The 24,141-nt window shown below is 53.9% G+C and carries 19 protein-coding genes and 4 tRNA genes; 17 read left to right on the plus strand and 6 right to left on the minus strand.

Features of this window, described 5'->3' with window-relative positions:
* The first annotated feature begins 136 nt into the window (after positions 1–136).
* From dppB to dppF, 4 genes are read left to right on the plus strand one after another with little or no spacing between them, the layout of a single operon-like run.
* Positions 137–1,156, plus strand: a complete 1,020-nt coding sequence (gene dppB, locus L379_RS21465; RefSeq protein WP_006810536.1) for a dipeptide ABC transporter permease DppB — start codon at positions 137–139, stop codon at positions 1,154–1,156.
* A gap of 9 nt (positions 1,157–1,165) precedes the next feature.
* On the plus strand, positions 1,166–2,068 hold the full coding sequence (gene dppC / locus L379_RS21460) for a dipeptide ABC transporter permease DppC (RefSeq protein WP_006810535.1): 903 nt from the start codon (positions 1,166–1,168) through the stop codon (positions 2,066–2,068).
* Positions 2,069–2,078: 10 nt separating this feature from the next.
* Entirely contained in the window at positions 2,079–3,062 is a 984-nt protein-coding gene (dppD, locus tag L379_RS21455) for a dipeptide ABC transporter ATP-binding protein (protein WP_015569978.1), read from the plus strand.
* Positions 3,059–4,072 carry a dipeptide ABC transporter ATP-binding subunit DppF gene (gene dppF / locus L379_RS21450; RefSeq protein ID WP_017383568.1) on the plus strand — a complete coding sequence of 338 codons (1,014 nt, stop codon included), beginning with the start codon at positions 3,059–3,061 and terminating at the stop codon, positions 4,070–4,072. Before dppD ends, dppF begins: the two co-directional genes overlap by 4 nt.
* Before the next feature lie 42 nt (positions 4,073–4,114).
* Here dppF and coaA read toward each other — a convergent pair whose 3' ends face one another.
* Positions 4,115–5,065, minus strand: a complete 951-nt coding sequence (gene coaA / locus L379_RS21445; RefSeq protein WP_015569977.1) for a type I pantothenate kinase — start codon at positions 5,063–5,065, stop codon at positions 4,115–4,117.
* 317 nt (positions 5,066–5,382) lie between these two features.
* Here coaA and L379_RS21440 point away from each other — a divergent pair.
* From L379_RS21440 to rpoC, 13 genes are all read left to right on the plus strand, one after another.
* A tRNA-Thr gene (locus tag L379_RS21440) sits at positions 5,383–5,458 on the plus strand.
* A gap of 8 nt (positions 5,459–5,466) precedes the next feature.
* Positions 5,467–5,551: transfer RNA gene (locus tag L379_RS21435), tRNA-Tyr, on the plus strand.
* Positions 5,552–5,667: 116 nt separating this feature from the next.
* A tRNA-Gly gene (locus L379_RS21430) sits at positions 5,668–5,742 on the plus strand.
* Between the two features lie 6 nt (positions 5,743–5,748).
* A tRNA-Thr gene (locus L379_RS21425) sits at positions 5,749–5,824 on the plus strand.
* Between the two features lie 118 nt (positions 5,825–5,942).
* Entirely contained in the window at positions 5,943–7,127 is a 1,185-nt protein-coding gene (tuf, locus tag L379_RS21420; RefSeq protein ID WP_032634256.1) for an elongation factor Tu, read from the plus strand.
* Between the two features lie 227 nt (positions 7,128–7,354).
* Positions 7,355–7,738, plus strand: coding sequence for a preprotein translocase subunit SecE (gene secE / locus L379_RS21415; protein WP_003862342.1), 384 nt, complete (start codon positions 7,355–7,357; stop codon positions 7,736–7,738).
* 1 nt (position 7,739) lies between these two features.
* On the plus strand, positions 7,740–8,285 hold the full coding sequence (nusG, locus tag L379_RS21410; RefSeq protein ID WP_003862341.1) for a transcription termination/antitermination protein NusG: 546 nt from the start codon (positions 7,740–7,742) through the stop codon (positions 8,283–8,285).
* A 156-nt stretch (positions 8,286–8,441) separates the two neighbouring features.
* Positions 8,442–8,870 carry a 50S ribosomal protein L11 gene (gene rplK, locus L379_RS21405; protein ID WP_003862340.1) on the plus strand — a complete coding sequence of 143 codons (429 nt, stop codon included), beginning with the start codon at positions 8,442–8,444 and terminating at the stop codon, positions 8,868–8,870.
* 3 nt (positions 8,871–8,873) lie between these two features.
* Positions 8,874–9,578, plus strand: coding sequence for a 50S ribosomal protein L1 (gene rplA, locus L379_RS21400; RefSeq protein WP_006810530.1), 705 nt, complete (start codon positions 8,874–8,876; stop codon positions 9,576–9,578).
* A 289-nt stretch (positions 9,579–9,867) separates the two neighbouring features.
* Positions 9,868–10,365, plus strand: a complete 498-nt coding sequence (rplJ, locus tag L379_RS21395) for a 50S ribosomal protein L10 (protein ID WP_003862338.1) — start codon at positions 9,868–9,870, stop codon at positions 10,363–10,365.
* Between the two features lie 66 nt (positions 10,366–10,431).
* Positions 10,432–10,797, plus strand: a complete 366-nt coding sequence (gene rplL / locus L379_RS21390) for a 50S ribosomal protein L7/L12 (protein ID WP_002445276.1) — start codon at positions 10,432–10,434, stop codon at positions 10,795–10,797.
* Between the two features lie 319 nt (positions 10,798–11,116).
* Positions 11,117–15,145 (plus strand): DNA-directed RNA polymerase subunit beta, encoded by a 4,029-nt coding sequence (gene rpoB / locus L379_RS21385; protein WP_015569976.1) that lies wholly within the window; start codon positions 11,117–11,119, stop codon positions 15,143–15,145.
* 76 nt (positions 15,146–15,221) lie between these two features.
* Positions 15,222–19,445 (plus strand): DNA-directed RNA polymerase subunit beta', encoded by a 4,224-nt coding sequence (gene rpoC, locus L379_RS21380; protein WP_017384083.1) that lies wholly within the window; start codon positions 15,222–15,224, stop codon positions 19,443–19,445.
* A 115-nt stretch (positions 19,446–19,560) separates the two neighbouring features.
* On the opposite strand, the gene L379_RS21375 is transcribed toward rpoC, so the two are convergent.
* The 5 genes from L379_RS21375 to thiG all read right to left on the minus strand — a co-directional run bounded on the left by L379_RS21375 (position 19,561) and on the right by thiG (position 24,141).
* Positions 19,561–19,878 carry a PTS lactose/cellobiose transporter subunit IIA gene (locus tag L379_RS21375; protein ID WP_003862327.1) on the minus strand — a complete coding sequence of 106 codons (318 nt, stop codon included), beginning with the start codon at positions 19,876–19,878 and terminating at the stop codon, positions 19,561–19,563.
* Positions 19,878–20,186, minus strand: coding sequence for a PTS sugar transporter subunit IIB (locus L379_RS21370; protein WP_010425948.1), 309 nt, complete (start codon positions 20,184–20,186; stop codon positions 19,878–19,880). The genes L379_RS21375 and L379_RS21370 overlap by 1 nt, the downstream gene beginning before the upstream one ends.
* 180 nt (positions 20,187–20,366) lie before the next feature.
* The gene (locus L379_RS21365; RefSeq protein ID WP_032652183.1) at positions 20,367–21,908 is read right to left on the minus strand and encodes a sensor domain-containing diguanylate cyclase; all 1,542 of its coding nucleotides are present in this window, start codon (positions 21,906–21,908) and stop codon (positions 20,367–20,369) included.
* Between the two features lie 338 nt (positions 21,909–22,246).
* Positions 22,247–23,374: a 2-iminoacetate synthase ThiH gene (gene thiH, locus L379_RS21360; protein WP_015569973.1), complete on the minus strand. Its 1,128-nt coding sequence runs from the start codon at positions 23,372–23,374 to the stop codon at positions 22,247–22,249.
* On the minus strand, positions 23,374–24,141 hold the full coding sequence (gene thiG / locus L379_RS21355; protein WP_015569972.1) for a thiazole synthase: 768 nt from the start codon (positions 24,139–24,141) through the stop codon (positions 23,374–23,376). The genes thiH and thiG overlap by 1 nt, the downstream gene beginning before the upstream one ends.

Genomic DNA, 24,141 nt, shown 5'->3' on the forward strand with positions numbered 1-24,141 from the left:
CTGGGAGAGGGCAGGGGTGAGGGGCGTGCATGCATCCCCTCATCCTAACCCTCTCCCACAGGGAGAGGGAATTTACATTTGTGAGCAATACAGACGTCACGCCACTGGGCGTGCGTCATCAGAGAGAATCCGGGTTATGTTGCAGTTCATCCTCCGACGTCTGGGACTGGTTATCCCGACGTTTATCGGTATCACCCTTCTCACTTTTGCCTTCGTCCATATGATCCCGGGTGACCCGGTAATGATTATGGCAGGTGAGCGTGGTATCTCCCCTGAACGTCATGCGCAACTGCTGGCTGAACTCGGCCTTGATAAGCCGATGTGGCAGCAGTATCTCCACTATATCTGGGGTGTGTTGCACGGCGATTTAGGGATTTCACTGAAAAGCCGTCTTCCGGTGTGGGACGAGTTCGTACCGCGCTTTAAAGCGACGCTGGAACTCGGTATCTGCGCCATGATCTTCGCGACCGCGGTAGGGATCCCCGTTGGCGTACTGGCTGCCGTTAAGCGTGGCTCTATTTTCGACCACACCGCTGTTGGCCTGGCACTGACCGGCTACTCCATGCCTATCTTCTGGTGGGGCATGATGCTGATCATGCTGGTCTCGGTGCAGTGGAACCTGACGCCGGTCTCCGGACGCGTCAGCGACATGGTTTTCCTTGACGACACCAACCCGTTAACCGGCTTTATGCTGATTGATACGGCGATCTGGGGCGAAGAGGGCAACTTCATTGATGCGGTTGCGCACATGATCCTGCCTGCAATGGTGCTGGGCACCATCCCTCTGGCGGTGATCGTGCGTATGACCCGTTCCTCCATGCTGGAAGTGCTGGGCGAGGATTATATTCGTACTGCCCGCGCTAAAGGCCTGACCCGTATGCGCGTCATCATCATTCATGCCCTGCGTAACGCTATGCTGCCGGTGGTAACCGTTATCGGTTTGCAGGTCGGTACGCTGCTGGCGGGGGCGATCCTGACCGAAACCATCTTCTCCTGGCCGGGTCTTGGACGCTGGCTGATTGATGCGCTGCAACGCCGTGACTATCCGGTTGTGCAGGGCGGTGTACTGCTGGTCGCGACGATGATTATCCTCGTCAACCTGCTGGTCGATTTGCTGTACGGCGTGGTGAACCCGCGTATTCGTCATAAGAAGTAAGGGGCCATCATGTCACAAGTTACTCAAAATAAAGTGGTCACCGCACCGGTGCCAATGACGCCGATGCAGGAGTTCTGGCACTACTTCAAGCGCAACAAAGGCGCGGTCGTCGGGCTGGTGTATGTTTCCATCATGATCCTGATTGCGGTGTTTGCGAACGTCCTTGCGCCGTATAACCCGGCTGATCAGTTCCGCGATGCGCTGCTGGCACCTCCTGCATGGCAGGACGGCGGAAGCCTGACGCACCTGCTGGGCACCGACGACGTGGGCCGCGATGTGCTGTCGCGCCTGATGTACGGCGCACGCCTGTCGCTGCTGGTTGGCTGCCTCGTTGTCGTACTGTCGCTGATCATGGGGATCGTACTCGGCCTGGTGGCAGGCTACTTCGGCGGCATTGTTGATAACATCATCATGCGCGTCGTCGACATTATGCTGGCATTGCCAAGCCTGCTGCTGGCGCTGGTGCTGGTGGCGATCTTTGGTCCGTCGATTGGTAACGCCGCGCTTGCGCTGACGTTTGTTGCGCTACCGCATTACGTGCGTCTGACCCGTGCGGCGGTGCTGGTGGAAGTGAACCGCGACTACGTTACCGCCTCTCGCGTGGCGGGTGCCGGTGCGATGCGTCAGATGTTTATCAATATCTTCCCAAACTGCCTTGCGCCGCTGATTGTTCAGGCGTCGCTCGGTTTCTCTAACGCCATTCTTGATATGGCCGCTCTTGGCTTCCTTGGCATGGGTGCGCAGCCGCCAACACCGGAGTGGGGCACCATGCTCTCCGACGTGTTGCAGTTCGCGCAAAGCGCCTGGTGGGTCGTCACCTTCCCGGGTCTGGCGATTCTGCTGACGGTGCTGGCATTTAACCTGATGGGTGACGGTCTGCGTGATGCACTTGATCCCAAACTGAAGCAGTAAGAGGCACGAGATGGCGTTATTAAATGTAGATAAATTATCCGTGCACTTTGGCGACGAAGGCACACCGTTTCGCGCCGTGGACCGCATCAGCTACAGCGTTAATCAGGGCGAAGTGGTCGGGATTGTAGGAGAGTCGGGCTCCGGTAAGTCAGTGAGTTCGCTGGCGATTATGGGGCTGATTGACTACCCCGGCCGCGTGATGGCGGAAAATCTGGAGTTCAACGGTCAGGATCTGAAGCGCATTTCCGAAAAACAGCGCCGCCAGCTGGTGGGCGCGGAAGTGGCGATGATCTTCCAGGACCCCATGACCAGCCTGAACCCATGCTACACCGTCGGTTTCCAGATTATGGAAGCCATTAAGGTGCATCAGGGCGGCAACAAGAAAACCCGTCGCCAGCGTGCTATCGATCTGCTGAACCTGGTGGGGATACCTGACCCAGCATCGCGTCTGGACGTTTACCCGCATCAGCTTTCCGGCGGCATGAGCCAGCGCGTGATGATCGCCATGGCGATTGCCTGTCGACCAAAACTGCTGATTGCGGATGAACCAACTACCGCGCTGGACGTGACCATCCAGGCGCAAATCATCGAGCTGCTGCTGGAGTTGCAGCAGAAAGAGAATATGGCGCTGGTGCTGATTACGCACGACCTGGCGCTGGTGGCGGAAGCGGCACACAAAATCATCGTGATGTACGCGGGTCAGGTGGTGGAGACCGGAAGTTCGCACGATATCTTCCGCGCTCCGCGTCACCCGTATACGCAGGCGTTACTGCGCGCGCTGCCGGAGTTTGCCCAGGACAAAGCGCGTCTGGCGTCACTGCCGGGTGTGGTTCCGGGTAAATATGACCGTCCGCAGGGCTGCCTGCTGAATCCGCGCTGCCCGTATGCGACGGATAAATGCCGCGCCGAGGAGCCAGAGCTGAATCTGCTGGCCGATGGTCGGCAGTCAAAATGCCACTACCCACTCGATGATGCCGGGAGGCCAACACTATGAGTACGCACGAGGCCACCACGCAACAGCCGCTGTTGCAGGCTATCGACCTGAAAAAACATTACCCGGTGAAGAAGGGGATTTTTGCCCCCGAGCGCCTGGTAAAAGCGCTGGACGGCGTCTCCTTCAGCCTTGAACGCGGTAAAACGCTGGCGGTCGTAGGGGAGTCGGGCTGTGGGAAATCCACGCTGGGCCGTCTGCTGACGATGATCGAAACGCCAACCGGCGGCGAGCTTTACTATCAGGGCCAGGATCTGCTCAAGCACGATCCGCAGGCGCAGAAGCTGCGTCGTCAAAAAATCCAGATTGTGTTCCAGAACCCGTACGGTTCTTTAAACCCGCGTAAAAAAGTGGGGCAGATTCTGGAAGAGCCGCTGCTGATTAACAGCAATCTGAGCAAAGAGCAGCGTCGTGAAAAAGCGCTGGCGATGATGGCGAAGGTGGGGCTTAAAACCGAGCATTACGATCGTTACCCGCATATGTTCTCTGGCGGTCAGCGTCAGCGTATTGCCATCGCCCGTGGGCTGATGCTTGACCCGGACGTGGTGATTGCCGATGAGCCGGTCTCAGCGCTTGACGTGTCCGTTCGCGCGCAGGTGCTTAACCTGATGATGGATTTACAGCAGGATCTGGGACTGTCGTACGTCTTCATCTCCCATGACCTGTCCGTGGTTGAGCACATTGCCGATGAGGTGATGGTGATGTATCTGGGACGCTGCGTGGAGAAGGGGACGAAAGATCAGATCTTTACTAACCCGCGTCATCCGTATACGCAGGCGCTGCTGTCTGCAACGCCGAGACTGAACCCGGATGACCGCCGGGAGCGCATTAAGCTGACCGGCGAGTTGCCAAGCCCGCTTAACCCACCGCCGGGATGTGCGTTCAACGCCCGTTGCCGTCGCCGCTTCGGCCCGTGCACGCAGTTGCAGCCACAGCTGAAGGATTATGGCGGACAGCTGGTGGCCTGCTTCGCGGTCGATCAGGATGAAAACGGCGAAAAGCCGCAGGCATAAATAAAAAAACCGGCGTTAAGCCGGTTTTTTTACGTCTGAGGTCTACTTCCGTAAACGAATCTGGTCGACGGCGTGTTTCTCACTCTTGGTGAGGATCAGGCTTGCGCGTTCGCGCGTCGGCAGGATGTTCTCTTTGAGGTTGACGTAGTTGATCTCATTCCACAGCCCGGTCGCCACGCTGATAGCCTCTTCTTCAGAGAGCTGGGCGTAGTTGTGGAAGTAGGAATCCGGGTCGGTGAACGCGCCTTCGCGGAACTTCAGGAAGCGGTTGATATACCAGCGTTGCAGCAAATCTTCCGGCGCATCGACATAAATTGAGAAATCGACAAAGTCAGAGACAAACACATGATGCGGATCGTGAGGATAATCCATCCCGCTTTGCAGGACGTTTAAGCCTTCCAGAATCAGGATGTCGGGCTGCACAACCGTTTTGTCGCCATCCGGGATGCGGTCGTAGATCAGATGCGAGTAAACCGGCGCGGTAACGTGAGGTACGCCCGATTTTAGATCTGAAACAAACTTTACCAGGCGGTGCATATCATAAGAGAGCGGGAAGCCCTTCTTTTTCATCAGGCCGCGTTCTTTCAACACCTCGTTGGGATGCAGGAAGCCGTCGGTGGTGATCAGCTCCACGCTGCGGTGTTCCGGCCAGCGGCTCAGCAGCGCCTGTAGCACGCGCGCGGTGGTACTTTTACCCACTGCCACGCTGCCCGCAATACTGATGATATAAGGAATACGTTGACCGTTCGTGCCGAGGAACTGTTCCAGTACGGCCTGACGGCGCAAATTGGAGCTGATATAGAAGTTAAGCAAGCGAGAAAGGGGGAGATAGATTTCTGCCACCTCTTCCAGGGAGAGATCTTCGTTTATCCCTTTTAGCCGTGCGATTTCACCTTCCGTCAGTGTCATAGGGACGGAGTCACGCAGGGCTGCCCACTGGCTACGGTTAAACTGAAGATAGGGCGTCATTAACGTTTGCTCTTTTTTGCTCATAAGCATGCTTCTGTGAACCATCACGAAACGGCGGGTGCGGGCTCATCACATAGTTAATTTTGGACAATGGGCAGGAGGTTAACACCAGATGAGAGGAATAATAAGAAAAAATATGGGAAAGCGATGCTTAACCGGGCAGGCATCACCTGGGGCTATAGCGTGCCGAAATCAGGCGTTCATGTTGAATTTTTAACCGTGAGCGGATGAATTTACAGCGGTTAGCCCTGGTTTCGAATAAAATGTGAGCGAAAGAACGTTTTATGCAATTTTTTAGTTGCATGACTGCGCAGGTCTCCATAGAATGCGCGCTACTTGATGCCGACTTAGCTCAGTAGGTAGAGCAACTGACTTGTAATCAGTAGGTCACCAGTTCGATTCCGGTAGTCGGCACCATCAAGTCCGGTGGGGTTCCCGAGCGGCCAAAGGGAGCAGACTGTAAATCTGCCGTCACAGACTTCGAAGGTTCGAATCCTTCCCCCACCACCACTTTCTGGCAGCGACAACGCCGCCGGAGCTGGTTGGAAAAATTGACCAGCTCGAACAGAAAAGAGAGAAATCTCTTTTTTTGTTACAGAAAGAACTGGGTAGCCGAGTTTCAGGATGCGGGCATCGTATAATGGCTATTACCTCAGCCTTCCAAGCTGATGATGCGGGTTCGATTCCCGCTGCCCGCTCCAATACGTGCTGATATGGCTCAGTTGGTAGAGCGCACCCTTGGTAAGGGTGAGGTCCCCAGTTCGACTCTGGGTATCAGCACCACTTCACTTCTCCCTCCCTTTCTCTCTGTTTCAATGTAAATGTATTCAACAGTTCAGGCATTTTCGCCTGGTTGATGTGGTGATATCACCGATTTATCCGTGTCTTAGAGGGACAATCGATGTCTAAAGAAAAGTTTGAACGTACAAAACCGCACGTTAACGTCGGTACTATCGGCCACGTTGACCATGGTAAAACAACGCTGACCGCTGCAATCACTACCGTACTGGCTAAAACCTACGGCGGTGCTGCTCGTGCTTTCGACCAGATCGATAACGCACCAGAAGAAAAAGCTCGTGGTATCACCATCAACACCTCTCACGTTGAGTATGACACCCCGACTCGCCACTACGCACACGTAGACTGCCCAGGCCACGCCGACTATGTTAAAAACATGATCACCGGTGCTGCGCAGATGGACGGCGCGATCCTGGTTGTTGCTGCGACTGACGGCCCTATGCCTCAGACTCGTGAGCACATCCTGCTGGGTCGTCAGGTAGGCGTTCCTTTCATCATCGTGTTCCTGAACAAATGTGACATGGTTGATGACGAAGAGCTGCTGGAACTGGTAGAGATGGAAGTTCGTGAACTGCTGTCTCAGTACGATTTCCCAGGCGACGACACTCCAATCGTTCGTGGTTCCGCGCTGAAAGCGCTGGAAGGCGACGCAGAGTGGGAAGCGAAAATCATCGAACTGGCTGGCTACCTGGATTCTTACATCCCAGAACCAGAGCGTGCGATTGACAAGCCATTCCTGCTGCCAATCGAAGACGTATTCTCCATCTCCGGTCGTGGTACCGTTGTTACCGGTCGTGTAGAGCGCGGTATCATCAAAGTTGGTGAAGAAGTTGAAATCGTTGGTATCAAAGAGACTGCGAAGTCTACCTGTACTGGCGTTGAAATGTTCCGCAAACTGCTGGACGAAGGCCGTGCTGGTGAGAACGTTGGTGTTCTGCTGCGTGGTATCAAACGTGAAGAAATCGAACGTGGTCAGGTTCTGGCGAAGCCAGGCTCAATCAAGCCACACACCAAGTTCGAATCTGAAGTGTACATTCTGTCCAAAGACGAAGGCGGCCGTCATACTCCGTTCTTCAAAGGCTACCGTCCACAGTTCTACTTCCGTACAACTGACGTGACCGGTACCATCGAACTGCCAGAAGGCGTAGAGATGGTAATGCCAGGCGACAACATCAAGATGGTTGTGACGCTGATCCACCCAATCGCGATGGACGACGGTCTGCGTTTCGCAATCCGTGAAGGCGGCCGTACCGTTGGCGCGGGCGTTGTTGCTAAAGTTCTCGGCTAATCGCTGATAACATTTGACGCAATGCGCAATAAAAGGGCATCATTTGATGCCCTTTTTGCACGCTTTCACATCAGAACCTGGCTCATCAGTGATTAATTTTGTCATAATCATTGCTGAGACAGGCTCTGCGGAGAGCGTATAATACGAAAAGCGAATAGCATTTCGATTGGTTTGCCTCGCACACGCGGGGTGAAAATGTTTGTAGAATACTTCTGACAGGTTGGTTTATGAGTGCGAATACCGAAGCTCAAGGGAGCGGGCGCGGCCTGGAAGCGATGAAATGGGTAGTTGTAGCCGTGCTGCTGATTGTGGCGATTGTCGGCAACTATCTTTATCGTGACATGATGCTGCCGCTACGCGCGCTTGCAGTGGTAATTCTGATTGCTGCGGCGGGTGGTGTCGCGCTGTTGACGACGAAAGGCAAAGCGACCGTTGCGTTTGCCCGCGAAGCGCGTACCGAAGTCCGCAAGGTCATTTGGCCGACTCGCCAGGAAACATTGCACACCACGCTGATTGTAGCGGCGGTAACCGCTGTAATGTCACTGATCCTGTGGGGACTGGATGGTATTCTGGTTCGCCTGGTATCCTTTATCACTGGCCTGAGGTTCTGAGATGTCTGAAGCCCCTAAAAAGCGCTGGTACGTCGTTCAGGCGTTTTCCGGTTTTGAAGGCCGCGTAGCTACGTCGCTGCGTGAGCATATCAAATTACACAATATGGAAGAGTTATTTGGCGAAGTTATGGTTCCGACCGAAGAAGTGGTTGAGATCCGTGGCGGCCAACGTCGCAAAAGCGAGCGTAAATTCTTCCCGGGTTACGTGCTGGTTCAGATGGTGATGAACGACGCGAGCTGGCACCTGGTGCGCAGCGTACCACGCGTGATGGGCTTTATCGGCGGCACATCTGACCGTCCGGCGCCAATCAGCGACAAAGAAGTTGATGCGATTATGAACCGCCTCCAGCAGGTTGGTGATAAACCGCGTCCGAAAACGCTGTTTGAACCGGGTGAGATGGTTCGTGTTAACGACGGTCCGTTTGCTGACTTCAATGGCGTCGTCGAAGAAGTGGACTACGAGAAGTCCCGCCTGAAAGTTTCCGTTTCTATCTTTGGTCGTGCGACCCCGGTAGAGCTGGACTTTGCTCAGGTAGAAAAAGCCTAAGCAGCGATCAAAAAAGCGACGATTTAATCGTTGCACAGGGCGCGAGATTGGAATACAATTTCGCGCCTTTTGTTTTTATGGGCCCCGGCCCGTAAAACGAATTTTATTCACGGGGAGCCTCTCCGAGGCGTTATTACCCAATCAGAGGATTTTAGAATGGCTAAGAAAGTACAAGCCTACGTCAAGCTGCAGGTTGCAGCAGGTATGGCGAACCCAAGTCCACCAGTTGGTCCAGCTCTGGGTCAGCAGGGTGTGAACATCATGGAATTCTGTAAAGCGTTCAACGCCAAAACTGAATCCATGGAAAAAGGTCTGCCAATCCCAGTTGTAATCACTGTTTACGCTGACCGTTCTTTCACTTTCGTTACCAAAACCCCTCCAGCAGCAGTTCTGCTGAAGAAAGCAGCGGGCATCAAGTCTGGTTCCGGTAAGCCGAACAAAGACAAAGTGGGTAAAATTTCCCGCGCTCAGTTGCAGGAAATCGCGCAGACCAAAGCTGCCGACATGACTGGTTCCGACATTGAAGCGATGACTCGCTCCATCGAAGGTACTGCACGTTCCATGGGCCTGGTAGTGGAGGACTAAGAAATGGCTAAACTGACCAAGCGCATGTCCGTGATCCGTGACAAAGTTGATGCGACCAAACAGTACGACATCAACGAAGCTATCGCTCTGCTGAAAGAACTGGCAACTGCTAAGTTCGTTGAAAGCGTTGACGTTGCCGTTAACCTGGGCATCGACGCTCGTAAATCCGATCAGAACGTTCGTGGCGCAACTGTACTGCCACACGGTACTGGCCGTTCCGTACGCGTAGCTGTATTTGCTCAGGGTGCAAACGCTGAAGCTGCTAAAGCTGCCGGCGCTGAACTGGTAGGTATGGAAGATCTGGCTGATCAGATCAAGAAAGGCGAAATGAACTTTGACGTTGTTATTGCTTCTCCAGATGCAATGCGCGTTGTTGGCCAGCTGGGCCAGGTTCTGGGTCCACGCGGCCTGATGCCAAACCCGAAAGTGGGTACTGTAACGCCTAACGTTGCTGAAGCGGTTAAGAACGCTAAAGCAGGTCAGGTTCGTTACCGTAACGACAAAAACGGCATCATCCACACCACCATCGGTAAAGTGGACTTTGACGCTGACAAACTGAAAGAAAACCTGGAAGCTCTGCTGGTTGCGCTGAAAAAAGCAAAACCAACTCAGGCGAAAGGCGTGTACATCAAGAAAGTTAGCATCTCCACCACCATGGGTGCAGGTGTTGCAGTTGACCAGGCTGGCCTGAGCGCTGCTGCAAACTAATGCCTTTACGTGGGCGGTGATTTTGTCTACAATCTTACCCCCACGTTTGCTAACAAAAGTTAGCGGCTAAAAGAATTGTTCGTTGGAGCCTGGCCTATCCAGGCCTCCGTCGAAGACCGCAGGTGTTTCGCAAGAAACTTAATCCCCTGCGTAGACGGTGACAGAACGCTAAGATTATTTTAAATACTCTGGCTTGTTTCTGCTCACCGTATTAAGACGCTCTTCCCGTTGGGTCGAGTGAAGTGAGTTCCGGAACATGAGTTCCGGCAAACATCCAGGAGCAAAGCTAATGGCTTTAAATCTTCAAGACAAACAAGCGATTGTTGCTGAAGTCAGCGAAGTAGCCAAAGGCGCGCTGTCTGCAGTAGTTGCGGATTCCCGTGGCGTTACTGTAGACAAAATGACTGAACTGCGTAAAGCAGGTCGTGAAGCTGGCGTATACATGCGTGTTGTTCGTAACACCCTGCTGCGTCGCGTAGTTGAAGGTACTCAGTTCGAGTGCCTGAAAGACACGTTTGTTGGTCCGACCCTGATTGCATACTCTATGGAACACCCGGGCGCTGCTGCTCGTCTGTTCAAAGAGTTCGCGAAAGCGAATGCAAAATTTGAGGTCAAAGCTGCAGCCTTTGAAGGTGAGTTGATCCCGGCATCGCAAATCGATCGCCTGGCAACCCTGCCGACCTACGAAGAAGCAATTGCACGCCTGATGGCAACCATGAAAGAAGCTGCGGCTGGCAAACTGGTTCGCACTCTGGCTGCTGTACGCGATGCGAAAGAAGCTGCTTAATCGCAGTTATCTTTATAAAGCATTTGCTTACGTATAAACTTATTCTGATTTTCAGGAACAATTTAAATGTCTATCACTAAAGATCAAATCATTGAAGCAGTAGCAGCTATGTCCGTAATGGACGTTGTAGAGCTGGTTTCTGCAATGGAAGAAAAATTCGGTGTTTCTGCTGCTGCTGCTGTAGCTGTAGCTGCGGGCCCGGCTGAAGCTGCTGAAGAAAAAACTGAATTCGACGTAATTCTGAAAGCTGCTGGCGCGAACAAAGTTGCTGTAATCAAAGCAGTACGTGGCGCAACTGGCCTGGGTCTGAAAGAAGCTAAAGACCTGGTAGAATCTGCTCCAGCTGCGCTGAAAGAAGGCGTGAGCAAAGACGACGCAGAAGCACTGAAAAAATCTCTGGAAGAAGCTGGCGCTGAAGTTGAAGTTAAATAAGCCAACTTTTCTGGTTGCAGCCTAAGTAATTAGGCTGATGGCTGGTGACTTTTTAGTCACCAGCCTTTTTGCGCTGTAAGGCATCAGCAGCATTTCACACTGTTTGACTGCTGGTTGTCCTGACAATGCTTGTTTCTATCGACGACTTAATATACTGCGACAGGGTGCTCGCTCTGTGTAAATCGCAATGAAATGGTTTAAGCGTGATAGCAACAGGTATTGCGGAAAGTATTCAATTTTCCGGTCCACAAAATGGTGTTGCACAAACTGTCCCTTCGTCGGACAGATGGGTCGACTTGTCAGCGAGCTGAGGAACCCTATGGTTTACTCCTATACCGAGAAAAAACGTATTCGTAAGGATTTTGGTAAACGTCCACAAGTTCTGGACATTCCATATCTCCTTTCTATCCAGCTTGACTCGTTCCAGAAGTTTATCGAGCAAGATCCTGAAGGGCAGTACGGCCTGGAAGCAGCCTTCCGTTCCGTGTTCCCGATTCAGAGCTACAGCGGTAATTCCGAGCTGCAGTACGTCAGCTACCGCCTTGGCGAACCGGTGTTTGACGTTCAGGAATGTCAGATCCGTGGCGTGACCTATTCCGCACCGCTGCGCGTAAAACTGCGTCTGGTGATCTACGAGCGCGAAGCGCCGGAAGGCACCGTAAAAGACATTAAAGAACAAGAAGTCTACATGGGTGAAATTCCACTCATGACGGACAACGGTACTTTCGTTATCAACGGTACTGAGCGTGTTATCGTTTCCCAGCTGCACCGTAGCCCGGGCGTCTTCTTCGACAGCGATAAAGGTAAAACGCACTCTTCCGGTAAAGTACTGTATAACGCACGCATCATTCCTTACCGTGGTTCATGGCTGGACTTCGAATTCGATCCAAAAGACAACCTGTTTGTCCGTATCGACCGTCGTCGTAAGCTGCCTGCAACCATCATTCTGCGTGCACTGAACTATACCACTGAGCAGATCTTGGACCTGTTCTTTGAGAAAGTGATCTTTGAAATCCGCGACAACAAGTTGCAGATGGAGTTGGTGCCGGAACGTCTGCGTGGTGAGACCGCGTCGTTCGACATCGAAGCCGACGGCAAAGTGTATGTGGAAAAAGGTCGCCGTATCACCGCGCGCCACATCCGCCAGCTGGAAAAAGATGATATCAAACACATCGAAGTTCCGGTTGAATACATTGCAGGAAAAGTAGCCGCGAAAGATTACGTTGATGAATCAACTGGCGAGCTGATCTGCCCGGCGAACATGGAGCTGAGCCTGGATCTGCTGGCTAAGCTGAGCCAGTCTGGCCACAAACGTATCGAAACGCTGTTCACCAACGATCTGGACCACGGTCCGTACATCTCTGAGACTGTACGCGTCGACCCAACCAACGATCGTCTGAGCGCGCTGGTCGAAATCTACCGCATGATGCGTCCTGGTGAGCCACCAACTCGCGAAGCGGCTGAAAGCCTGTTCGAGAACCTGTTCTTCTCCGAAGACCGCTATGATCTGTCCGCGGTTGGTCGTATGAAGTTCAACCGTTCTCTGCTGCGCGACGAGATCGAAGGTTCCGGTATCCTGAGCAAAGACGACATCATTGAAGTGATGAAGAAGCTCATCGATATCCGTAACGGTAAAGGCGAAGTGGACGATATCGACCACCTCGGCAACCGTCGTATCCGTTCCGTAGGCGAAATGGCGGAAAACCAGTTCCGCGTTGGCCTGGTACGTGTAGAGCGTGCGGTGAAAGAGCGTCTGTCTCTGGGCGATCTGGATACCCTGATGCCTCAGGATATGATTAACGCGAAGCCGATTTCTGCGGCAGTGAAAGAGTTCTTCGGTTCCAGCCAGCTGTCTCAGTTCATGGACCAGAACAACCCGCTGTCTGAGATCACGCACAAACGTCGTATCTCCGCACTCGGCCCAGGCGGTCTGACCCGTGAACGCGCAGGCTTTGAAGTTCGAGACGTACACCCGACTCACTACGGTCGCGTATGTCCAATCGAAACGCCTGAAGGTCCAAACATCGGTCTGATCAACTCCCTGTCCGTGTACGCACAGACGAACGAATACGGTTTCCTCGAGACCCCGTATCGTAAAGTGACCGACGGTGTTGTTACTGACGAAATTCATTACCTGTCTGCTATCGAAGAAGGCAACTACGTTATCGCTCAGGCGAACTCCAACCTGGATGACGAAGGCCACTTTGTAGAAGATCTGGTTACCTGCCGTAGCAAAGGCGAATCCAGCTTGTTCAGCCGCGACCAGGTTGACTACATGGACGTATCCACCCAGCAGGTGGTATCCGTCGGTGCGTCCCTGATCCCGTTCCTGGAACACGATGACGCCAACCGTGCATTGATGGGTGCGAACATGCAACGTCAGGCCGTTCCAACTCTGCGTGCTGATAAGCCGCTGGTTGGTACCGGTATGGAACGTGCTGTTGCCGTTGACTCTGGTGTTACAGCAGTTGCTAAGCGTGGCGGTACCGTTCAGTACGTTGACGCATCCCGTATCGTTATCAAAGTTAACGAAGACGAGATGTATCCGGGCGAAGCGGGTATCGACATCTACAACCTGACCAAATACACCCGTTCTAACCAGAACACCTGTATCAACCAGATGCCATGTGTGTCTCTGGGTGAGCCAGTTGAGCGCGGCGACGTGCTGGCAGACGGTCCGTCCACCGACCTCGGTGAACTGGCGCTCGGTCAGAACATGCGCGTAGCGTTCATGCCGTGGAACGGTTACAACTTCGAAGACTCCATCCTCGTCTCCGAGCGTGTGGTTCAGGAAGATCGTTTCACCACCATCCACATTCAGGAACTGGCATGTGTGTCCCGTGACACCAAGCTGGGGCCAGAAGAGATCACCGCTGACATCCCGAACGTGGGTGAAGCTGCGCTCTCTAAACTGGATGAATCCGGTATTGTTTACATCGGCGCGGAAGTGACCGGCGGTGACATTCTGGTTGGTAAGGTCACGCCGAAAGGCGAAACCCAGCTGACGCCAGAAGAGAAACTGCTGCGTGCTATCTTCGGTGAGAAAGCGTCTGACGTTAAAGACTCTTCTCTGCGCGTACCAAACGGTGTTTCCGGTACGGTTATCGACGTTCAGGTCTTCACCCGTGACGGCGTTGAGAAAGATAAGCGTGCGCTGGAAATCGAAGAGATGCAGCTCAAACAGGCTAAGAAAGACCTGTCTGAAGAACTGCAAATCCTCGAAGCAGGTCTGTTCAGCCGTATCTATGCGGTGCTGGTTGCCGGTGGCGTTGAAGCTGAGAAGCTCGACAAACTGCCACGCGATCGCTGGCTGGAACTGGGCCTGACCGACGAAGAGAAACAGAATCAGCTGGAACAGCTGGCTGAGCAGTATGACGAACTGAAACACGAGTTCGAGAAAAAACTCGAAGCGAAACGCCGCAAAATCACTCAGGGCGACGATCTGGCACCAGGCGTGCTGAAGATTGTTAAGGTGTATCTGGCTGTTAAACGTCAGATCCAGCCTGGTGATAAGATGGCAGGTCGTCACGGTAACAAGGGTGTTATCTCTAAGATCAACCCGATCGAAGATATGCCGCACGATGCTAACGGTACGCCGGTAGATATCGTACTGAACCCACTGGGCGTACCGTCTCGTATGAACATCGGTCAGATTCTGGAAACCCACCTGGGTATGGCTGCGAAAGGTATCGGCGATAAGATCAACGCCATGCTGAAACAGCAGCAGGAAGTCGCGAAACTGCGCGAGTTCATCCAGCGTGCCTACGATCTGGGTACCGACGTTCGTCAGAAAGTCGACCTGAACACCTTCAGCGATGAAGAAGTGCTGCGTCTGGCAGAGAACCTGCGCAAAGGTATGCCAATTGCAACGCCGGTATTCGACGGTGCAAAAGAAGCTGAAATTAAAGAGCTGCTGCAACTGGGTGGTCTGCCAACGTCTGGTCAGATTACGCTGTTTGACGGCCGTACCGGTGAACAGTTCGAGCGTCCGGTAACCGTAGGTTACATGTACATGCTGAAACTGAACCACCTGGTCGACGACAAGATGCACGCTCGTTCTACCGGTTCTTACAGCCTGGTTACTCAGCAGCCGCTGGGTGGTAAGGCTCAGTTCGGTGGTCAGCGCTTCGGGGAGATGGAAGTGTGGGCGCTGGAAGCATACGGCGCAGCATACACCTTGCAGGAAATGCTCACCGTTAAGTCTGATGACGTGAACGGTCGTACTAAGATGTATAAGAACATCGTAGACGGCAACCATCAGATGGAACCGGGCATGCCAGAATCCTTCAACGTACTGTTGAAAGAGATTCGTTCGCTGGGTATCAACATCGAACTGGAAGACGAGTAATTCTCGCTCAAACAGGTCACTGCTGTCGGGTTAACGCCCGACAGCAGAGTGTGCTAACTCCGACGGGAGCAAATCCGTGAAAGACTTATTAAAGTTTCTGAAAGCGCAAACTAAAACCGAAGAGTTTGATGCGATCAAAATTGCTCTGGCTTCGCCAGACATGATCCGTTCATGGTCTTTCGGTGAAGTTAAAAAGCCGGAAACCATTAACTACCGTACGTTCAAACCTGAGCGTGACGGCCTTTTCTGCGCGCGTATTTTCGGGCCAGTAAAAGATTACGAGTGCCTGTGCGGTAAGTACAAGCGCCTGAAACACCGTGGTGTGATCTGTGAGAAGTGCGGCGTTGAAGTGACCCAGACCAAAGTACGCCGTGAGCGTATGGGCCACATCGAGCTGGCGTCTCCGACCGCTCACATCTGGTTCCTGAAATCTCTGCCGTCCCGTATCGGTCTGCTGCTGGATATGCCGCTGCGCGATATCGAACGTGTTCTGTACTTCGAATCTTATGTGGTTATCGAAGGCGGGATGACCAATCTGGAACGTAACCAGATCCTGACCGAAGAACAGTATCTGGATGCGCTGGAAGAGTTCGGTGACGAATTCGACGCGAAGATGGGTGCGGAAGCTATCCAGGCCCTGCTGAAGAGCATGGATCTGGAGCAAGAGTGTGAAACTCTGCGCGAAGAGCTGAATGAAACCAACTCCGAAACCAAGCGTAAAAAGCTGACCAAGCGTATCAAACTGCTGGAAGCGTTCGTTCAGTCTGGTAACAAACCAGAGTGGATGATCCTGACCGTTCTGCCGGTTCTGCCGCCAGATCTGCGTCCGCTGGTTCCGCTGGATGGCGGTCGTTTCGCAACGTCGGATCTGAACGATCTGTACCGTCGCGTGATCAACCGTAACAACCGTCTGAAACGTCTGCTGGATCTGGCTGCGCCGGACATCATCGTACGCAACGAAAAACGTATGCTTCAGGAAGCAGTCGATGCCCTGTTGGATAACGGTCGTCGTGGTCGTGCGATCACCGGTTCTAACAAACGTCCTCTGAAATCTTTGGCCGACATGATCAAAGGTAAGCAGGGTCGTTTCCGTCAGAACCTGCTCGGTAAGCGTGTTGACTACTCCGGTCGTTCTGTAATCACCGTAGGTCCATACCTGCGTCTGCATCAGTGCGGTCTGCCGAAGAAAATGGCACTGGAGCTGTTCAAACCGTTCATCTACGGCAAGCTGGAACTGCGTGGCCTCGCCACCACCATCAAAGCCGCGAAGAAAATGGTTGAGCGTGAAGAAGCTGTCGTTTGGGATATCCTGGACGAAGTGATCCGCGAACACCCGGTACTGCTGAACCGTGCACCAACTCTGCACCGTCTGGGTATCCAGGCCTTTGAGCCAGTCCTGATCGAAGGTAAAGCGATCCAGCTGCACCCGCTGGTTTGTGCGGCCTATAACGCCGACTTCGATGGTGACCAGATGGCTGTTCACGTACCGCTGACGCTGGAAGCCCAGCTCGAAGCGCGTGCGCTGATGATGTCTACCAACAACATCCTGTCTCCAGCGAACGGTGAACCTATCATCGTTCCTTCTCAGGACGTTGTACTGGGTCTGTACTACATGACCCGTGACTGTGTTAACGCCAAAGGCGAAGGCATGGTGCTGACTGGCCCGAAAGAAGCTGAGCGTATTTATCGCGCTGGCCTGGCCTCTCTGCATGCGCGCGTTAAAGTGCGTATCACCGAATACGAAAAAGATGAAAACGGCGAGTTCGTTGCGCACACCAGCCTGAAAGACACGACCGTTGGCCGTGCCATTCTGTGGATGATCGTACCGAAAGGTCTGCCTTTCTCCATCGTCAACCAGGCGCTGGGCAAGAAAGCGATCTCCAAAATGCTGAACACCTGTTACCGCATTCTGGGTCTGAAGCCGACCGTTATCTTCGCTGACCAGACAATGTACACCGGCTTTGCTTATGCAGCGCGTTCAGGTGCATCTGTTGGTATCGATGACATGGTCATCCCAGAGAAGAAACACGAGATCATCTCTGAAGCGGAAGCTGAAGTTGCTGAGATCCAGGAGCAGTTCCAGTCTGGTCTGGTAACCGCAGGCGAACGTTACAACAAAGTTATCGATATCTGGGCTGCGGCGAACGATCGTGTATCTAAAGCGATGATGGATAACCTGCAAACCGAAACCGTGATTAACCGTGACGGCGTAGAAGAGCAGCAGGTCTCCTTCAACAGCATCTACATGATGGCCGACTCCGGTGCGCGTGGTTCTGCGGCACAGATTCGTCAGCTGGCAGGTATGCGTGGTCTGATGGCGAAGCCAGATGGCTCCATCATCGAAACGCCAATCACCGCGAACTTCCGTGAAGGTCTGAACGTACTCCAGTACTTCATCTCCACGCACGGTGCGCGTAAAGGTCTGGCGGATACCGCACTGAAAACGGCGAACTCCGGTTATCTGACGCGTCGTCTGGTTGACGTTGCGCAGGATCTGGTCGTCACCGAAGACGATTGTGGCACCCTCGAAGGTATCACCATGACCCCGGTTATCGAGGGTGGTGATGTTAAAGAGCCGCTGCGCGATCGCGTACTGGGTCGTGTGACCGCGGAAGACATTCTGAAGCCGGGCACCGCAGACATTCTGGTTCCGCGCAACACCCTGCTGCACGAACAGTGGTGTGACCTGCTGGAAGCGAACTCTGTTGACTCCGTGAAAGTGCGTTCCGTTGTATCCTGTGACACCGACTTTGGTGTGTGTGCGCACTGCTACGGTCGTGACCTGGCGCGTGGCCACATCATCAACAAAGGTGAGGCTATCGGCGTTATCGCGGCACAGTCCATCGGTGAGCCGGGTACACAGCTGACGATGCGTACGTTCCACATCGGTGGTGCGGCATCTCGTGCGGCTGCTGAATCCAGCATCCAGGTGAAAAACAAAGGTAGCATCAAGCTCAGCAACGCGAAGTCGGTTGTGAACTCCAGCGGTAAACTGGTTATCACTTCCCGTAACACCGAGCTGAAGCTGATCGACGAATTCGGTCGTACCAAAGAGAGCTATAAAGTGCCTTACGGTGCGGTTATGGCGAAAGGTGATGGCGAGCAGGTTGCTGGCGGTGAAACCGTTGCAAACTGGGATCCACACACCATGCCGGTTATCACCGAAGTAAGTGGTTTCATCCGCTTCACTGACATGATCGACGGCCAGACCATTACTCGTCAGACCGACGAGCTGACCGGTCTGTCTTCTCTGGTGGTTCTGGATTCTGCTGAACGTACTACCGGCGGTAAAGATCTGCGTCCTGCACTGAAAATCGTTGATGCTCAGGGTAACGACGTTCTGATCCCTGGTACCGATATGCCTGCGCAGTACTTCCTGCCGGGTAAAGCGATTGTACAGCTGGAAGATGGCGTACAGATCAGCTCTGGTGACACCCTGGCGCGTATTCCTCAGGAATCCGGCGGTACCAAGGACATCACCGGTGGTCTGCCACGCGTTGCGGACCTGTTCGAAGCACGTCGTCCGAAAGAGCCTGCGATCCTGGCTGAAATCAGCGGTATCATCTCCTTCGGTAAAGAGACCAAAGGTAAGCGCCGCCTGGTTATTACGCCAGTAGATGGCAGCGAGCCGTACGAAGAGATGATTCCTAAGTGGCGTCAGCTCAACGTGTTCGAAGGTGAACGCGTAGAACGTGGTGACGTGGTTTCCGATGGTCCAGAAGCGCCGCACGACATCCTGCGTCTGCGTGGTGTGCATGCTGTTACCCGTTACATTGTTAACGAAGTACAGGACGTATACCGTCTGCAAGGCGTTAAGATTAACGATAAACACATTGAAGTTATCGTTCGTCAGATGCTGCGTAAAGCAACCATCGAAAACGCGGGCAGCTCCGACTTCCTGGAAGGCGAGCAGGTTGAATACTCACGCGTTAAGATCGCTAACCGCGATCTGGAAGCGAACGGCAAAATCGGTGCGACCTTCGCACGCGATCTGCTGGGTATCACCAAAGCGTCTCTGGCAACCGAGTCCTTCATCTCTGCTGCATCGTTCCAGGAAACCACTCGTGTCCTGACCGAAGCGGCTGTTGCAGGTAAACGTGATGAACTGCGCGGTCTGAAAGAGAACGTTATCGTGGGTCGTCTGATCCCGGCCGGTACCGGTTATGCGTACCACCAGGATCGTATGCGTCGTCGCGCAGCGGGCGAACTGCCAGCTGCACCGCAGGTGACTGCCGAAGATGCATCCGCGAGCCTTGCAGAACTGCTGAACGCAGGTCTGGGCGGTTCCGACAACGAGTAATCGTTGATGCCCGGTAGGTAAAATTACCGGGCATATGAATCACAGGTCGGGTAAGCGTAGCGCCACCCGACAATAAAAAACCCGCCTCGGCGGGTTTTTTTACATCTGTATGTCTTCAGTTCACTAACGGGATACGTCGATAAAGCTCAATCATATCGCCCGCCAGATCCTGAATAACCATCGCGTTCATCAGGTGATCCTGAGAGTGAACGGTGATCAGGTTAACCGGAAGTTTCCCGGTCCCTTCATCAAGACCGATAAGCTGCGTCTGGATCGTATGCGCATGTTTCACATATTCACGCGATTCTTCCATCGCTTTCTCGGCTTCATCAAAGTCGCCTTTTCGCGCCATCTGTAACGCCGTCAGGGCCGCGCTGCGCGCTGCGCCTGCGTTGACCAGCAGTTCCATAATCGTGGTTTCTAAGTCTTCCATTATGACTCCAGAAGTTTGAGCGCTTTTTCCAGTACGGCATCACCTTTCATCATGCCGTAATCCATCATGTCGATGACCGCAACCTTTTTTCCGAGCGGATCGGCCTGCGCCTGGAGTTTTGCCTGTTCGTATTTAACCTGTGGCCCCAGTAATACGATATCAGCCGTCGCGATGTTATCTTTAAACTCCGCGACCGGAACGGCTTTAATGGTTACTTCGACTCCTTTTTTCTGCGCGGCATCTTTCATACGTTGAACCAGCATGCTGGTTGACATTCCCGCTGCACAGCATAAAACGATGTTCTTCATAGTCAGCCTCGATCTACATGTGTTTATTGATAATTATCCCGTGCAGACCGCTTCAACAACCGCTTTACCGCGATTGTGTGTCAGGCATCACAAAGAAATCGGCATTTTTCTGAAACCGGTTACAATTTTACAGCGGAGAGCATTCTGCCCGTCAGATCGGGCAGAATTTGAGGAAGGGTATTATCGGCAGGCCGTGCTTACGATGCGGTTTTTACCCTGTTGTTTAGCGGTATACAGCGCTTCATCTACGCTACCGATAAATTGTTCCAGCGGTTCGAAGTGCCACTCTCCCATCCCGGCGCTGAAGGTCACTCGCAGGTTCTCTTCCCGCCAGGTCCGCTTTTCAACGGCGGTGCGCCAGGCTTCCAGTAGCGCGTGCGCGGAGTTCATCAGCTCGGCCGGGAATATCACGCCGAACTCTTCTCCACCGTAGCGGTAAACGGAAACGTGGTGCGGCTGCATGATCTGAATACCTTCCCGCGCCACGTTGCGCAGCACAATATCCCCGCTCAGGTGGCCCCAGGTGTCGTTAATGGATTTGAAGTTATCGATGTCGATCAGCGCCAGAACGAAGGGTTGATGAGCGGTCAGCAGCTCATCCACATCGTTATCGAACGCACGGCGATTTTTGCAGCCTGTCAGCGCATCATGGGTGGCCTGACGGACATAGGCCAGCTCGCGTTCTTTATTGGTTCGAATGGTATGGCTGAGCATCGCCTCAAGGCGTGGCGCCTGGTTGACGTCGCCGGTTTTGATGGCGTTGATAATGTTCATCAGCACAGAACGCGAGGCATGACGAAGGTAAAGCCCGAACAAAATGATGATGATTGCCGCCAGCGCAAATCCCCAGCCGACGACGGTGGTTTCATGCCGGGTGATGACGGTAAGCGTGGCATCGGAGACCCGATAAATCACAAACCAGTCCGGATTGGTGAAAGAGTAGTAGTAATACCAGGTTTTACTTTTGGGGTCGAAAAGATGGCCTTCGCCGCTGGTCATTTTGTCCATCAGCGCTTCGCTTACGTACTGCTTAAAGAGCGCCCCCGTGTCCGGATGCAGCACAACGGCGCCGTCACGCTCCACGACAAAAAACTCACCCTGAACAGGCGCCACCATCTGGCGCAGGGTATACCCCATGGACGTTAAATCAAGATGGAAAGCGAGCGTGCCCTTCAGACGGCCTTCAGGTGAAATGACCGGCTTATAGAGGGTGACAGTAGGATGTTGGGTGAAATAGTCCAGATAGGGGCGGGTGTAGTGAGGAAAGTTGCTGGCTTCCGCTTGCCCGACAAACCATGGGCGGGTTCTGGCGTCGAACGACTTACTTTTCTCCGTTGGCAGCACTTCCGGCGCGCGCAGATGGCGCCCTTCTGTGTCCGCCAGAGAGATAGACGACACCGTCGGCATCAGGTTCTGCAAATGCATCAACATCTGCAAACCGTGTGTCGGATCGATATTTATTGTCTGATTCACTCTGTCATTACGGGCGAAGTACATCGAAGCGCGACCAAGAATATAGTCATTTTCTCGCAGGATGGATTCGGTATAGTTCACCGCCAGATTATGGGTGAAGTTACCATTAATCTTATGATAATCCTCAAGGAAATCCTTTCTCTGTGAAAGGACGACCAGGACGGCGATCAGCGCGAAACTGAACAGTATCCCCGCGAAGCTGACCATAATTGGCCGGGTAAAAGAGAGCTTTTTACTGTGGAGTGCCATGAGTTGTACATCAATCCAGATGGTAGACGCGTTGCGTCTGTCGATACCCTCAGCATAGTCGCTGTCCGGTTGCTGGTAGTAAATTATACAGAAGGCGATTACCGACGAGATGATTTATCTTAAGCGTAGATAAGAAACGACGTATTTATTGTATCAATTGAATTTTGTTTAAGAGGCGGAGGGCAGGGCGAAACGAGGAAGAAGCATTTTCACCCTGGTCAGCGTCCGTTGCTGACGTGGTTAAGCATAAGAAAACCGGGCAGATCGCCTCAATCGCCCGGTTATGATCTTACGAGCCGCCTCGTAACCTTTTCGCATTTTTGCAGACAGTTTCAGCGCTAATGCGAGGCTCTTCCAAGCCAGCTATCCCAGTCTTTCCACACCGGCTGTAGCCCCTGTGCAGTCAGGGCTTCCGCCACCGCTTCGGGCCGTCGGCCGTCGTGCGGTGCAAACTGTTCCAGTTCCGGGTGATCGTCCGCGTAACCGCCCGGCTGCGTTTTGGAAAAGGCGCTGACGTTATTGATCGCCAGCGGGATCGCGCGGTCGCGAAACGCGGGGGATTCACGCGTGGAGAGCGACAATTCCACTTCCGGCGCGAACAGGCGAAATGCACACAGGGTTTGCACCAGTTGGCGCTCATCCATCAGCGAGGCGGGTTCAACGCCTCCCGTACAGGGACGCAGTCGCGGGAAAGAGATGGAATAGCGGCTTTGCCAGTACTGCTGCTGTAGCCACAGCAGATGCTCCGCCACCATATAGCAGTCCACCCGCCAGCTGTCGGACAGACCGATAAGCGCGCCCAGCCCAATTTTATCGATACCGGCGCGCCCCAGCCTGTCCGGCGTTTCCAGCCGGAAGATGAAATCCTGCTTCTTCCCTTTCAGGTGATGCCGGGCATAGGTCGCCTCATGGTAGGTTTCCTGATAAACCATTACGCCGTCCAGCCCGAGGGTTTTCAGCTCTGCATATTCCTCCTGCGACAGAGGCTGCACTTCCATTTGCAACGAGGCAAATTCGCGGCGGATGGCCGGAAGATGCTGGCGAAAATAGTCCATCCCCACTTTGCCCTGATGTTCACCCGTCACCAGCAGGAGATGTTCAAAACCCATCTCACGAATAGCCGCACACTCGCGGGCGATCTCATGCTCATCCAGCGTTTTACGCTTAATACGGTTGCTCATGGAGAAACCACAGTAGGTGCAATCGTTGGCGCACAGGTTAGAAAGATAGAGCGGCACGTAAAAGCTCACCGTGTTGCCAAAACGCTGGCGGGTGAGGCGTTGCGCGCGCTGGGCCATCGGTTCAAGGTACGCGCTGGCTGCCGGAGAAAGCAGGGCCATCAAATCCTCGCGCGTCAAATGTTTGGCTGTTAATGCCCGCTCTACGTCCGCAGAGGTTTTACTGTTGATGCGTAAGGCAATATCGTCCCAGTTAAGCTGACGCCAGCGATCGGTAAAGGTAGCCATCAGAGCGCCTCCAGAAAATCGGTCAGCGGGCTGGTGGCCTGCGCCTGAACACTGCGCGAGCCGGGGCCGGACTGCCGAGCCAGCAGACCGGACTCCACGGCAAGGCGGAACGCACGCGCCATCATCACCGGGTCGTCGGCCACCGCAATCGCGGTATTGACCAGCACCGCATCGGCCCCTATCTCCAGCGCCTGCGCGGCGTGACTGGGTACGCCGATGCCCGCATCCACCACCACGGGCACGGTCGCCTGCTCAATAATGATTTCCAGCATCGCGCGGGTCTCCAGCCCCTGGTTGGAGCCAATGGGGGCGCCCAGCGGCATTACGGCCGCGCAGCCGACCTCTTCCAGACGCTTACAGAGCACGGGGTCGGCACCACAGTAGGGCAGAACGGTGAATCCCTGCTGCACCAGCTTCTCTGCCGCTTTCAGGGTTTCGATCGGATCGGGCAACAGCCAGCGGGCGTCCGGGTGAATTTCCAGCTTCAGCCAGCGGGTGCCGAGCGCTTCCCGCGCCAGTTGCGCAGCGAAAATTGCTTCCTCGGCCGTTTTCGCACCGGAGGTATTCGGTAAGAGCGTCACGCCTGCCTCCAGTAACGGCGCAAGTATGGCATCGTTGTGCTGACGCAAATCCACGCGCTTCATCGCCAGCGTCACCAGCTGGCTGCCGCTTTCACGAATGGCATCCACCATCAGTTGCGGGGAGGCGAATTTTCCGGTTCCGGTAAACAGATGTGAATCAAAGACTTTGTCGGCAATACGTAACAT

Source organism: Enterobacter sp. MGH 33, assembly GCF_000534535.1.
GTDB lineage: Bacteria > Pseudomonadota > Gammaproteobacteria > Enterobacterales > Enterobacteriaceae > Enterobacter > Enterobacter hormaechei_C.

Bases quoted from the DNA above. Each gene is read 5' to 3' on its own strand.
- L379_RS21375 (WP_003862327.1), bottom strand. From the start codon at position 19,878: ATGGAAGACTTAGAAACCACGATTATGGAACTGCTGGTCAACGCAGGC.
- tuf (WP_032634256.1), top strand. From the start codon at position 5,943: ATGTCTAAAGAAAAGTTTGAACGTACAAAACCGCACGTTAACGTCGGT.
- thiH (WP_015569973.1), bottom strand. From the start codon at position 23,374: ATGGCTACCTTTACCGATCGCTGGCGTCAGCTTAACTGGGACGATATT.
- coaA (WP_015569977.1), bottom strand. From the start codon at position 5,065: ATGAGCAAAAAAGAGCAAACGTTAATGACGCCCTATCTTCAGTTTAAC.
- dppF (WP_017383568.1), top strand. From the start codon at position 3,059: ATGAGTACGCACGAGGCCACCACGCAACAGCCGCTGTTGCAGGCTATC.
- rpoB (WP_015569976.1), top strand. From the start codon at position 11,117: ATGGTTTACTCCTATACCGAGAAAAAACGTATTCGTAAGGATTTTGGT.
- secE (WP_003862342.1), top strand. From the start codon at position 7,355: ATGAGTGCGAATACCGAAGCTCAAGGGAGCGGGCGCGGCCTGGAAGCG.
- L379_RS21370 (WP_010425948.1), bottom strand. From the start codon at position 20,186: ATGAAGAACATCGTTTTATGCTGTGCAGCGGGAATGTCAACCAGCATG.
- rplA (WP_006810530.1), top strand. From the start codon at position 8,874: ATGGCTAAACTGACCAAGCGCATGTCCGTGATCCGTGACAAAGTTGAT.
- dppD (WP_015569978.1), top strand. From the start codon at position 2,079: ATGGCGTTATTAAATGTAGATAAATTATCCGTGCACTTTGGCGACGAA.
- dppB (WP_006810536.1), top strand. From the start codon at position 137: ATGTTGCAGTTCATCCTCCGACGTCTGGGACTGGTTATCCCGACGTTT.
- nusG (WP_003862341.1), top strand. From the start codon at position 7,740: ATGTCTGAAGCCCCTAAAAAGCGCTGGTACGTCGTTCAGGCGTTTTCC.
- L379_RS21365 (WP_032652183.1), bottom strand. From the start codon at position 21,908: ATGGCACTCCACAGTAAAAAGCTCTCTTTTACCCGGCCAATTATGGTC.
- rplK (WP_003862340.1), top strand. From the start codon at position 8,442: ATGGCTAAGAAAGTACAAGCCTACGTCAAGCTGCAGGTTGCAGCAGGT.
- rplJ (WP_003862338.1), top strand. From the start codon at position 9,868: ATGGCTTTAAATCTTCAAGACAAACAAGCGATTGTTGCTGAAGTCAGC.
- thiG (WP_015569972.1), bottom strand. From the start codon at position 24,141: ATGTTACGTATTGCCGACAAAGTCTTTGATTCACATCTGTTTACCGGA.
- dppC (WP_006810535.1), top strand. From the start codon at position 1,166: ATGTCACAAGTTACTCAAAATAAAGTGGTCACCGCACCGGTGCCAATG.
- rplL (WP_002445276.1), top strand. From the start codon at position 10,432: ATGTCTATCACTAAAGATCAAATCATTGAAGCAGTAGCAGCTATGTCC.